This window comes from Pseudomonas sp. AP19, from assembly GCF_001728855.1.
Taxonomy (GTDB): Bacteria; Pseudomonadota; Gammaproteobacteria; order Pseudomonadales; family Pseudomonadaceae; genus Aquipseudomonas; species Aquipseudomonas fluorescens.
This window is the reverse complement of the sequence record NZ_LXJP01000026.1, coordinates 1-12,253: the sequence shown is the minus strand read 5'-3', so window position 1 is coordinate 12,253 and position 12,253 is coordinate 1. Positions and strand designations below refer to the sequence as shown.

Below are 12,253 nucleotides of genomic sequence, written 5' to 3'. Positions count from 1 at the left end.
CACAAGCATATCAAAGCCTATAGAGATGCAGTAGCTCTATCTTAACATTACGAATCGTTGGCCAATATTATGTGATATCAGTATTTAGATCCTTCATAAAACCTGAATAAAACGGGGCAGAACGGGGTCAGACCCTGAGGGACCCCCACAAATTTACCCTAAGCTCTGCGCTTGATGGCACACCTCATCACGCAGAGCCCGCTCCACTATTTCCACGTGTCCTCGGCCTCCAAAATCTGTGCAGCTTCGCCAGTATTCCAAGCCTAGTCGCCACAATGAGAGCACTTGCTTTTCTTTGACGCTGTTGCTTTGGTAGCGTCGTTCCAAACCGCTTTCTCGTGCCAGCAGCCCTGTTAAAAAGAGAAGGTAGTTGGCCAATGCAGCAATGAACAACAACACCTCAATGCGCTTTGGACAATGGCTTCGATGCAGATTCAGGCCTAATCCCAGGTGCTCACTTTTTACATCTCGGAAGCCTTCTTCGATCTGCATACGGCGTTTATAAATCGCCACGATTTTTGCTGGGTTACACTCGCTTTTCGACAAATTACTGGCAAGCAACCACGGCTCGCGCTCACGTCTGGCGGACTGGCGGACTGGCGGACTGGCGGCTTAGCTTGCTTTGCTCAGACTACGATTCTAAAACAACCATAAAGGGATCTATACCTTATTATGCAAAAGCAATCACTTTTCCAGAATAAAACGGGTAGCTTGAAAGCCCCGTCGCTCAAAATCAGTCGTCTCTCTCATGGTTTATAGATTAAATAGTTAAGTTTTTTCTGTCTTTTATTGGCTTGTCTTGAAGCTCTAAGAAGTAGCTCTTGAGGTTCATATTGCCTTTCAATGATTTGGTGAGTTTTTTATGCATTTGCTTCGTAGCCGAATTTATAAACTCAGCATCTTGAGCCGAAAAATCAATCCCCAATCTTATGGTCCAATTCAAAGAGTTTCCATGCTTTTCAACTAGAGATATGAAGGCTTGATCATCACCGAGGTTGGCTAAAACCGAATCGATAAAAAAAAGCAATACATTACGCTCATCATCCAAAAGACTCGTATCAATTTCAGCTAAGATTTTTGCCTCGTGAAGCGCGGGAAGGAAAAAGTCATACGAGTATGATTTTTTCACGGCAGTAGTAAGCATGCATAGTAGTTGAAGTTCAGGAAGCTGATTAAGCCAAGTTTCTTCTTTTTTAGAAACGATTTTGTTATAAAGAATAGCTGCGTCGACAAACGTTCGGCTTAACGCCGCCTCTATCTCTTTATAAGGAGTTTGATATGCCGCCAACAGGAAGTCGGAAAACGATGATAACTTAACTAAAGACTCAAGCTCATTTTCTGGAACAAGTCGGCTGATTTGGTCGATCCGCAAAGGCGCATCTTTTATAATGCCCAAGTAAAAATATTCTATTCCTTGCCAGTATAGATCAAAAGGTTTCTTAATTGGGGCCTCTATCCCCTTTTGTTGAAACTGTAGTGTGGCATAGAAAAACTCTTTGAATGTTTTGTGCTTAAAGAAAATAGCGTTTTTTTCGGGATCAAAACCAATGATTTCTGTTTTATTAATGAATGACCTCATCAGTGCATGGGCATCCTGCCCTGTTCGCCTTATTTTCAAATAATCGACAAAAATCGTTTCAAGTTCGCGCAGCCCTAAAAATTCAAAATCATTATCAGTCATATATCCAGCCACGAACGATATTATTCTTTGTATTGTTTCATATTCTTTTTCAGAGCCATTACCCTTTTGAATATCCCATCGACCCAATACAAGCTCGGTGTATTTTGAGTAAAGTTCAGGTAACGTAGATGGAAGCTCTTTCACATTCTCAGCCAATAGCCTTCCAAGCAATATAGCGCTAAGTGGCGTTCTGGGTAATGCCTTCATTAATGATGAATTTTGCAGGTCATCTTTAAACTTATTGTTAATTTTAAAGTTTTCGCACATTGACTCTATAAAGCTTATTATCACATTGTAAGACAGATCGCAAATATTAAACCTATCAAAGTGTTTTTCTATTTTTTGTTGCTGCTTTTCCTGCTGTATCAGTCTAGATGTGACGACCATCTTTACATGGCTCATAGCTGATATGGATGTGGCCGAACTACAAATAAAATCGATTTTTTCTTCTAGATCTTCATCGGTTTCATCTAAGCCATCGATGAAAAGAATTATAGTTTTCGTATTGTCATCTAGCTCGCGCTCGATAGTTGAAATGATTGAGCAAATATCCGTCTCGGCTGACTTTAGCTCTCTAAAAGTAGTGAAATATGGGATTATCGTAAAATTATCTAAGGTTTGTTGTTCGCAAAGTTTCTTAGCAGTAGCTCTGATTAGTTCGGACTTTCCAGCCCCCATACTACCCTGTATGTAAATAAACCTATTTCGTTTTATCTCGTCTAATAGTGTGACAGGCTTTTGCGCTTTCCTCTGAAATTTTTTGTTGGAATCAGGCGGAACCCTAACGATCTGCTGCAATATTTCTATGTGGCCAAATTTCTGCGGCGTAAGTGAATGGCTTCCACTGTATAGCTCAATTTGATTTAGTTGTTTTGCAACGTATTGATTTACATTGAAGTTCGTGAAGTCCCAATAGCCAGGATAGAATCTGTCGAGCAACTTAACTATTTTTTCCGAGTCAAAGAATTTTATTTTCGTATTTCTGTGCTCATGATGAATGCTGTCTTGAGCAGATCGAGTTATGTCTTGACTTGTCACAATCCATATTTCATTGAGAAATACGTCTTTCTTCCCATTTTCAATGGGCCGAGACTGCTCGCACTCTCTAATTTGTCTGCGAACATCTTCGTGATTTTGCTTGATCGAAGTTGACTTCACGATCACGCCTACATAGTCTTGTTCCATGAGTGCATCATCGTATTTAGTAAGTACGAAGTCAGCCCCCACTTCCCTATTGCCTTGAGTGTAATTTACTTCTGTGATACTTGGCATGCAACGAAACAGTTCTCGAAGAACGGGATGTAAATCTTTAACTTCGTCAGTTAGGCCTTTGACTTTATCTAGTTTCCAGTTGGGTGTCATATATATCCCTATTTTAATCGTCTAACGGAGTTTTTCCGACATTAGCTGGAAAAGTGGATAAGCGCCACAGAGAAACTGAATGTAAGAGAAAAATGCGCCCGGCATGCCGAAGGGGCACGAGATCTATCCGTCCCAGCTCATGTAGACGTCGGATGACCGCTTTTGGCCGAGGCTGTGTACAAACGTTTTTGAGCGCGCCAAGTGTTCAAAACCGGACTGGAAATCGCGCTTCTACGCGAAACCCACCTCTGCAGACGTGGCGATAAATTTCAGATTGAACGTAGACGCGCGCACTTCAATTTTGACGAAGCGTTTTTACACACTCTGGGCCGTTTGCTGCCACTCACGTTGCACGGTTCCCAGCTATCTGCAGCCCGTTACGCCAGGCTGTGATCGGCCTTTGTCTACCAGTCGCATATGCAAACTGACTGGTACACACGATGCAAACGACTGGCCAGCCCGAACGCAAATGGACGAGCAGGCATGTGAACCCAACCAACCCCTCCTAAAAATCAGTCAGAAACATCTCACAAAGCCGAAAGACGTATCCACTTTGCCAAACCCTCCTCAAGCACGTATCGCCTTTAAACATGCGGCCTGGAATGCTTAAACGCAGATTCAACCAGGCTCCCAAAAGAGTCGCAGGTTCCGCAAACCATCCCAGCAACCGCACAGCCCACCGTTGCCTCGCCAAAATCAGCCCTCTATAGTCCGTTCCGTCGTCAGCTTGATCGACGATGGGATTCGCAGCCCTAAAAAGGAATTACACCAAAAACCGTTAAACCCGACAGAGCCGATTTCCGGTGATGTTTTGTTCTACGGCTGTTCGATATTTTTCTTTCTTAGGGATTTCTACCTTGAAAATTCAACACCCGCCCCGCCGCTTCACCCCCATGTCCCAAACCGCAACCGAATACCCTGTCCTCCTCATCGACAGCGACGCCCCGCTCAGCGAGCTTCACGCTTGCGCCAGCGAACGTCTCAACGCCGCCCTCGCCTACCTGCACCTGATGGCGTGCTCCAATGTCTCCGACTATGCCGAGCACGACATCAATACGGTCGCCAATACCGCTCGAATCATGGTGCAGGATGTGGCGGATGTGTTTACGGTGATGGAGCGGCGCGGGTTTGATGTGGCTGCTGTGAGTTGATGTGATGTGAGCTGTGTGGAAACCCGCTTTGGCGGGTTTTCTGGTTTTTGGTGAACTTAAACAGGGGGGCTGAGCTGGCTTTGAGAGTGCCTGTACCGCCGCCTTCGCAGCCTCGCCGGGGCTCTACAGCTCCCACCGTTTGATCTTTGTTCGACGCTGCCGGTGCGGCGATGGCGAGTGTTTGGGCGTGCCGCTATGATGTGGCCTTTCGTTTAACGCCCCAGGAAACGCCCATGCCCGCCCTCACCTTCCGCAACGCCCGCCCCGACGATGCCGGCCGTTGCTTTGACATCGAAATCAGCGCTTACGAAGGCGATGAAGCCGCGACGCTGGAAAAGATCGCCACGCGCATTGCGCAGTACCCCGAGGGCTTTTTGATTCTGGAGGCGGATGGTGCGGTGGTGGGTTTTATCAACGGCGGCTGCGCGCATCAGGTGGTGATGTCGGATGAGGCGTTCAAGGAGTTGGTGGGGCATGCGGCCGAGGCGCCGAATGTGGTGATTATGTCGGTGGTGGTTGACCCGGCGCAGCAGGGCAAGGGCTATTCCAGGCTGTTGATGACTGAGTTTGTGCAGCGCATGCAGGCAATGGGCAAGCAGACGATTCATTTGATGTGCAAGGAGCAGCATGTGCCGTTGTACACGCGCATGGGCTACACCTATGTGCAGCCTTCGCCGTCGGAACATGGCGGGATGGCGTGGCATGAGATGGTGATGGCGCTCTAACCGAGGAAACGTTCCGTGACGACTGCAGCGCAGATTGAAATCAGCGACCAAGCCCACCCCGATGCCGAGCGCCTGCTCGGCAACGGCCTGGCTGCGTTCAATGCAGCCATCACCGGTTGCAACGATCGCCTGCCGCTGACGGTGCTGCTCAAAGACCCTGACACCCGGCAGATTCTCGGCGGCATTACCGGCAAAACGTCCCTGGGCATGGCCTTCCTCGACCTGTTCCACCTGCCCGACGCCCTGCGCGGCTCCGGCCTGGGCAGCCAGTTGCTGCAGGCCTTTGAACACGAGGCGCGGCGGCGCGGTTGCCGCAACGCGGTGCTGTACACCCTGAGCTTTCAGGCGCCGGGCTTTTACGAGAAACACGGCTGGCTGCGGTTTGGCGAAATACCCTGTGAACCTGAAGGCAGCAGCCGGGTGTTTTTGTCTAAAGTGCTTTGATCAACGGCCATGGCGATGCAGCACCGAGCTGTGTAATGATCCCTGCTCGTTCCTCAAGGGATGGGGCCACCGCCATGACGCTGAACACCTCCGCTCACCCCGCGCAAGCGCCGCGCTTCTGGCGTGACGAGTGCTTGCCGTTCATTGAGGCGCGCACCATCGCCGACGGGCGCAAGGTGACGTATACCCGCCACTCCCACGAGCACTTTTCCATCGGCGCGATCACCACCGGGCGCAGTTATTACCACTACGGCGCGCAGACGTTTGAGATCAGCGCCGGCACGGTGGTGTTGATGAACCCGGGCGATGTGCATGCGTGCAACCCGATCTACGATCAGCCGTGGTCGTATCACATGCTGTACCTCGACACGCCGTGGCTGACTGACCTGCAATACCAGCTGGGTTTCAGTACCGACCAGGGTTATCGGCCGTTCAACACGCCGCACACCCGCGACGGCGTGCTGTACAACGGTTTGATCGAGCTCTACGCACTGCTGTTGGATGAGCAGGCCGAGTTGCTGCAAAAGCAAAGCGCGCTGGTGAGTTATTTCACCGAGGTGCAGCAGCGTTTGAACCCTTCGCTGACGCCGGTGCGGGAGGTCAACCACAAGCTGGAGCGCGCCGCCGAGTACATCCGCGCGCACTGCACCGAGGCGTTGAAGCTGGAAGATATTTGCCTGGCGGCCGAGTTGTCGCCGTCCTACCTGATCCGCGCGTTCAAACAGTATTACGGGCTCACGCCGCATGCGTTTCTGGTCAACCGGCGCATTCAGTTTGCGCGCACCCAGTTGCGCAACGGCGCGTTGATCGCAGACGTGGCGCTGGCGGCCGGTTTTGCCGACCAGGCGCATTTCCAACGCACCTTCAAACAGCATTTCGCCGCCACGCCCGGGCAGTACCGCGACTTGCTCAAGCCATCAGCAAATAACCCACACTGGCCACCAGCAACGCGGCCATTGAGCGGTTGAACAGGCGCACGCCGTGGGGGTTGCTCAGGTAGCGCCGCAGGAAGGTGCCGGCATACGCCCAGCACGCCACCGACAGGTAGCAGATCACCAGGTACAGCGCCGCGAACAGCCAGACTTGGCGCGCATCGCCATCGGCCACAAACAAGCCCATGCCCGCCACGCACGCCAGCCACGCCTTGGGGTTGAGCCATTGCATGATGGCGCCGTAGAGCATCGACGGCGCAGTGGCGGTGCCCTCGGCGTCGAGCCGGCCATCGTCCACCGCGAGTTTCCAGGCCATGTACAGCAAGAAGGCCACCCCGCCCCACTGAATCAATTGGGTGAGGAGCGGCCAGCGCACCAGCACTTCATGCAGGCCCAGGCCGATCAGCACCAACAGCAAGGTGAAGCCGACGGCGGCGCCGACTACGTGTTTCTGGCTGGCAACAAAGCCAAAGCGCGCGCCGGCGCTGAGCGCGACCACATTGACCGGGCCCGGTGTGATGGAGGTGGCCAGGGCGAAGGCCGCCATGGAAATGATCAGGCTCATTGCAGTTCCTTTTGATGATGCCGCGTGAAGATGGCATCACGGTAAAGGGCTGAGCGCGCGGGGTATTGAAGAAAATGCCCCTGGGTTCGTGGGCACGTTCCGTTCAGGCGGGTAGCTGGGTGAAGATGTCTTCGAGGCCCAGCACGCGGCCGTCTTCGGACAGGACCTCGACTTTGCGCAGCGGCTTGAGCGCCTGCGCGTCCAGCAAGCGGGTGCTGCCAGCCGCCGGCTCGGTGAAGGCTTCGCCCCATTGGGCCAGCGTCACCAGCACCGGCATCAGCGCGCGGCCTTTGTCGGTGAGTTGATATTCACTGCGCGCGCCGATTTCGCTGGTGTGCAGCAGGCCTTGCTCGACCATGTCCTTGAGGCGGGTGGCGAGGATGTTTTTCGCCACGCCCAGGTGCTTCTGGAAATCCCCGAAGCGCGTCACGCCAGCGTATGCGTCGCGAATGATCAACAGGGTCCACCAGTCGCCCACCACATCCAGCGCACGAGCAACCGGGCAGCAGTCGCCTTCCAGGCATTTGCGTTTCATCGTCGGGCCTCCCGGCAGTCAGAACTATTAGGTTGCATTATAGGACCAACAGGCTCAGGATAAAAACGGTTTCATCATTAAACCTAATTCGTCGCCTGGAGTTCATCATGGATATTCGTGGAAAAGTCGTACTGGTCACCGGCGCCAACCGTGGCCTGGGCAAAGCATTCGTCACCGCGCTGCTGGCAGCCGGCGCCGCCAAGGTGTACGCCGGCGCGCGCGACCCGGCCAGTGTCGATATTCCCGGCAGCACGCCGGTCGCGCTGGACATTACCGACCCGGCCAGCGTGCAGCGCGCCGCCGAGCAGTGCACTGATGTGAGTGTGTTGATCAACAACGCGGGCTGGCTCAAATACGGCTCGTTGCTGGCCGCAGACAGTGTTGAGAACCTGCAGCAACACTTTGACGTGAACACCTTCGGCACCCTGCGCGTGAGCCGCGCCTTCGCGCCGATCCTGGCCAAGCACGGCGGCGGCGCGCTGATTAATATCCTCTCGGTCTTGAGCTGGCTGAGCCCGCCCGGCACCGGCGGCTACAGCACCTCGAAAGCCGCCCAGTGGGGCCTGACCAACGGCCTGCGCGGCGAGCTGCGCGAACAGAACACCCTGGTGATCGGCGTGCACCCGGCCTACATCGATACCGACATGGTCGCCGAGGTGCAGGCACCGAAGAGCACGCCTCAGGAAGTGGTCGCCATCACCCTCAAAGCCCTGAGCGAAGACCGCGAGGAGGCCTTGATTTCCGACATGACTCACGCGGTAAAAGCCTCACTGTCGACCGACAGCCCGGTTTACCTCGCTCAGTGATCAACGAACCGTGCGCGCCCACCGCGGCGCGCACGTCAGTGATCCGCACGACGTTCGGGTTTTCCCGCAATGACCAGCTACAGCCCGCGATTGCGCAGCCACTGCAAAAAGCCTTTCTTGACCGGCACCGCCGGCGTTTCCCGGGTCAGGGCCTGCGCCGTGTGCACACGAAAATCCAGCAGCGCCTTCATGGCTTCGCTGATGTCATGCCGCGCATCCAGGCAAGGTTTGAGGTATTCCCTTTCGATGCGGTACAGCGTGCAGAAGGTCTTGGCCGAGAAATCCGCCAGCGTCGCCTCATCCGACAAAATCCCCGCCTCGCCAATCACCTCGCCCGGCCCCATGCGCCCGGCTTCGAACTTGTGGCCACCCTTGACCAACATCACCGAGACCACGCCGGACTCGACGATGAACAAATGGTCGCTGACCTCGCCCGCCGGCAAGATCATCTCGCCAGCGCGGTAGGTGTGCAGGGTCATGTTCTGGCTGAAGGTGTCTTTCTCTTCCTGGCGCAGGGTGGAGAAAATCGACGAGCGCTCCAGCAAGGCCCGCGCAGCGGACATCGCCGGTGGCACGCTGCTTTCGGTGGCGGACAACAGGCCTACGCCCGCCGCTTGCAGGTGCCGGAACGCCAAATCGTAAAGCTGGTTGCGTACTTCGCGTTTGAGGCCCATGGCCGGTACAAACCCACTGATCTCATAGTCGACGCCGCCACTGGCCGAGGTCTTGAACGCCACGCTGGGCGCGGGTTTGGCCAGCAGGGGTCGGCAACCTTGCATGGCGCGCTCCAGCGCCTCGATCACGGTTTGCGGGCGTGCGTGGGGGCTGACTTGCAGGCTCACCGCCAGGCCGAACATGTCCGCCGGGCGTGAGAAGTTGATGATCTTGGCTTTGGCCGCCAGCGAGTTGGGGATCACCGCCATGCTGCCCTGGGAAGTCTCCAGGCGTGTGGCGCGCCAGTCGATGTCGGTGACGCGGCCTTCGGTGCCGTCGATAGAAATCCAGTCATCGACCTGATAGGGCTTGGTGGTATTGAGGACGATCCCGGAAAACACATCGCTCAAGGTGCTTTGCAACGCCAGGCCGACGATGATCGCCACGGCGCCGGAGGTGGCGAGCACGCCCTTGACGGGCAGGTCGAGCACATAAGCCATGGCGGCAATGATCGCGATCAGGAAAATCACTGCGCCGATCAGGTCCTGCAACAACCGCCCGCCGTGCCCGACCCGATTCATCATCACCGTGCCGAGCAACACCGTGAGGGTGCGCGCAGCGAACAGCCACCAGCCGATCTGCAACCCCGTGGCGGCCAGGTGCAAGGCGGTGTTGTCGGCATACGGCGCGAGTTGCATGGGGTTCATGCCGTCGTTGAACAACACGGCGCTGTAAACGGCAAAAATCGCCAAGCGCGCTGCGAGTTTCCAGTTGGCGAGGTTGGCGGAAATAAGGCGCCACACAGCGATATCGATAAAGATTAGCGCCACGGCGCACAACATCGGGTGATCAGCGATAAATGAGGGCATCCAGGCGACTCCAGAGCGAATGCCGAGAAGATCGCATGAAACAGGAACGCTGGAAAACAAAATGTGGGAGCGGGCTTGCCTGCGATAGCATCACCTCGGTGCAACGGATACACCGAGGTGCCTGCATCGCAGGCAAGCCTGCTCCCACAGGGGTATTGCGCCAGGCAATCAGCCCGCCATCTGCCCGAAACGCCCCGACTGGAAGTCGGCAAACGCCTGATGGATTTCCTGCTCGGTGTTCATCACGAACGGGCCGTGGCCGACGATAGGCTCGTCAATCGGCTCGCCGCTGAGCAGCAACACTTTAGCGTCATCGTTGGCCTCCAGCGTGAGCTGATCACCCTCGCGCTCGAGCAACGCCAATTGCCCTTGGCGCGCCACTTCTTCGCCATTGACCAGCACCGTGCCGCGCAGAATCACCAGCGCAGTATTGCGCCCGGCGTGCAGGTCCAGCGTCACCGCTTTACCGGCATTCAGGCGCACGTCCCACACGTCAATTGGCGTAAAGGTGCGCGCAGGGCCATGAGTACCGGCGAATTCACCGGCGATCAGGCGCAGTTGCCCGGCGTCGTTGGCCAGCGGCAGCACAGGGATGTCACCGTCGACAATGGTCTGGTAACCGGCGTCGGCCATTTTGTCCTTGGCTGGCAGGTTGACCCACAGTTGCACCATTTCCAACGCCCCGCCGCTACGGGCAAAGGCTTCGGAATGGAACTCTTCATGGATGATGCCTTTCGCGGCTGTCATCCATTGCACATCGCCGGGGCCGATCTTGCCACCGGCGCCGGTGGAATCCCGGTGTTCAACTTCGCCGTCATACACGATGGTCACGGTTTCAAAGCCGCGATGCGGGTGTTGGCCGACGCCGCGACGTTGATCGGTGGGCGTGAAATCGGCGGGGCCAGCGTGGTCCAGCAACAGAAATGGGCTGATGTGCTTGCCCATCGAGTCGTAGGAAAACAGCGTGCGCACCGGGAAGCCGTCGCCGACCCAATGGGCGCGAGGGCTGGTGTAGATGCCGATGAGTTTTTTCATGGTGTACCTCCAAAGTACGACCACCATAAGGCTGCTGGCGTTTGAGCACTAGCCGGCAAACGTGGCCTTATTCGTTCTATACATAGGACAGTGCTTTGTCCGCGGGCTGGCGCCGAGGCCTTGCCGTATACGGGCGGCAAGGCCTTGACTGACAGCGTTAACCCGCCGCGCTATGCCGTCTGGTGTTTCGGCGGAAGAGGACAAAGCCGTTGAAACTTCCCACGTAACAGCCGGACAAGCTCTACAGATCTCTCCTTAAAACCTCTGCAAAGTCCTTCGCCTGACTCAACAGTGCGAGGGATTGCGGATGGTTTTCTTTGTTAGGGCGCCGGGTGACGGTGCCTACCCATGATTCCGGTCATTGCCAGGTTTGTCCTGGCCCCCATGGATGCCAAAGCACCGGATGTTGAAAGCGTCTTCCGTGATTTTCGAGAGTGCCTGAACACTTTTGACCAATGGGCCGAGAGCTTCTGGAGTGGTTCGGCGCTGGAAGTGGAGCAGGTGTTCAAGGTTGGAGAAGACGTCGCACTGGTAGCGCCGGTCTCTTCCAAAGCGCCAAGCCCCACAGTTGCGATGTGCAAGGCCCAGGGTTCCTTGACCCTGGTGCATATGTTCGAAAGCACGCAGTTCGTGCCGATCGGCAATACGCCGGTGATGCTGCAAGCCATTGCCGTAGATGGCAGCCCGACAGGGCCGCCCATCCATCACACCATCGGCCCCAGCGGCATTCTTGAAGTCAGAGAATGCACACGTGATCAGCAATACCAAATTACGTTTTACCCCAACGTTTCCAAAGATCACGTCAAGGCGTTGTATGCGTCTTATCAGTCGGTGATTGCGGAGTTGGAAGTTCGCCTGCGCGATGAGTGGACGAAGACCTCAAGCGCCCAATGGACCGACTTTGCAAACGCCACGCCTATTGAGCGTAGCGCGATGCAAGGCGTGGCATTTGCCAGTGGGATCAGCCAAGCGTTCTACAACCTGTGGGACAACTTTACGCAACTGTATGACCTGCTGGCGGATATCAGAACCAACAGCCAAAAGTTGCTGCAATACATCTCCCAAACCGAACTTGACGATCTGCTGAAACTGGGCAAGGACGCGATTGCGCAGGGTCTGCTGGTACTCAGCGACGAACCGCTGTTGTTCATCTATCTGTCAGCCATGGTCGGCTGGATACGCATGCTTCCACCGCCAGACATGTATGAGCTGCTGGGAGAGGTCACCGGCGAAGTATTGATCAATTTGTTTCTGATCTGGGCGACCCGGGGTATGGGCGTGCAACTTCGGCTGGGTGCTCAGGTATTGGGCCCTATCAAATCAAGGCGGGTGCGCAACTGGTTGCAGACGCTGGCGGGTCAGTTGGTGGGGCCGATATTGGAGCCGCATCTGGCAGCGGTTAAGCCCTTGATGCTCGGTGGCCCTGCCACACAGATCAAGACCGTGCCGCTTGTGTCGTTGAAGGCTGGGGATCAGTTGGTTTCCAACCCGGTA

The 12,253-nt window shown here is 55.2% G+C and carries 10 protein-coding genes and 2 pseudogenes; 6 read left to right on the top strand and 6 right to left on the bottom strand.

Annotation, left to right across the window (positions count from 1 at the left end):
- Positions 1–153: 153 nt before the first annotated feature.
- Both A7D21_RS34480 and A7D21_RS18505 read right to left on the bottom strand, forming a co-directional pair.
- Positions 154–594 (bottom strand): annotated as a pseudogene (locus tag A7D21_RS34480) (transposase); the annotation flags it as partial.
- 166 nt (positions 595–760) lie between these two features.
- Positions 761–3,043 (bottom strand): NACHT domain-containing NTPase, encoded by a 2,283-nt coding sequence (locus A7D21_RS18505; protein WP_141718239.1) that lies wholly within the window; start codon positions 3,041–3,043, stop codon positions 761–763.
- An 893-nt stretch (positions 3,044–3,936) separates the two neighbouring features.
- On the opposite strand from A7D21_RS18505, the gene A7D21_RS18500 reads away from it, so the two are divergent.
- From A7D21_RS18500 to A7D21_RS18485, 4 genes are all read left to right on the top strand, one after another.
- Positions 3,937–4,194 carry a hypothetical protein gene (locus tag A7D21_RS18500; RefSeq protein ID WP_053255609.1) on the top strand — a complete coding sequence of 86 codons (258 nt, stop codon included), beginning with the start codon at positions 3,937–3,939 and terminating at the stop codon, positions 4,192–4,194.
- Between the two features lie 233 nt (positions 4,195–4,427).
- The gene (locus A7D21_RS18495) at positions 4,428–4,919 is read left to right on the top strand and encodes a GNAT family N-acetyltransferase (protein WP_069552312.1); all 492 of its coding nucleotides are present in this window, start codon (positions 4,428–4,430) and stop codon (positions 4,917–4,919) included.
- Positions 4,920–4,934: 15 nt separating this feature from the next.
- Complete coding sequence (locus A7D21_RS18490) at positions 4,935–5,363, top strand: N-acetyltransferase (protein WP_069552311.1); 429 nt, start codon at positions 4,935–4,937, stop codon at positions 5,361–5,363.
- Between the two features lie 74 nt (positions 5,364–5,437).
- Positions 5,438–6,331 carry an AraC family transcriptional regulator gene (locus tag A7D21_RS18485; RefSeq protein WP_069552310.1) on the top strand — a complete coding sequence of 298 codons (894 nt, stop codon included), beginning with the start codon at positions 5,438–5,440 and terminating at the stop codon, positions 6,329–6,331.
- On the opposite strand, the gene A7D21_RS18480 is transcribed toward A7D21_RS18485, so the two are convergent.
- Both A7D21_RS18480 and A7D21_RS18475 read right to left on the bottom strand, forming a co-directional pair.
- On the bottom strand, positions 6,273–6,860 hold the full coding sequence (locus A7D21_RS18480) for a LysE family translocator (RefSeq protein ID WP_053255605.1): 588 nt from the start codon (positions 6,858–6,860) through the stop codon (positions 6,273–6,275). The genes A7D21_RS18485 and A7D21_RS18480 overlap by 59 nt on opposite strands.
- A gap of 103 nt (positions 6,861–6,963) precedes the next feature.
- A complete protein-coding gene (locus tag A7D21_RS18475; protein ID WP_053255604.1) occupies positions 6,964–7,395 on the bottom strand; it encodes a helix-turn-helix domain-containing protein in 432 nt (143 codons plus the stop codon).
- A 107-nt stretch (positions 7,396–7,502) separates the two neighbouring features.
- Between A7D21_RS18475 and A7D21_RS18470 the strand changes: the two genes are divergently transcribed.
- Complete coding sequence (locus A7D21_RS18470; protein WP_053255603.1) at positions 7,503–8,201, top strand: SDR family oxidoreductase; 699 nt, start codon at positions 7,503–7,505, stop codon at positions 8,199–8,201.
- A gap of 77 nt (positions 8,202–8,278) precedes the next feature.
- Here the strand turns inward: A7D21_RS18470 and A7D21_RS18465 are convergent, their stop codons facing one another.
- Both A7D21_RS18465 and A7D21_RS18460 read right to left on the bottom strand, forming a co-directional pair.
- Positions 8,279–9,724, bottom strand: a complete 1,446-nt coding sequence (locus A7D21_RS18465) for a mechanosensitive ion channel family protein (RefSeq protein WP_069552309.1) — start codon at positions 9,722–9,724, stop codon at positions 8,279–8,281.
- A 168-nt stretch (positions 9,725–9,892) separates the two neighbouring features.
- Positions 9,893–10,759, bottom strand: coding sequence for a pirin family protein (locus A7D21_RS18460; protein WP_069552308.1), 867 nt, complete (start codon positions 10,757–10,759; stop codon positions 9,893–9,895).
- Positions 10,760–11,107: 348 nt separating this feature from the next.
- Between A7D21_RS18460 and A7D21_RS18455 the strand changes: the two are divergent.
- Positions 11,108–12,253: pseudogene (locus A7D21_RS18455) on the top strand (type IV secretion protein Rhs); the annotation flags it as partial.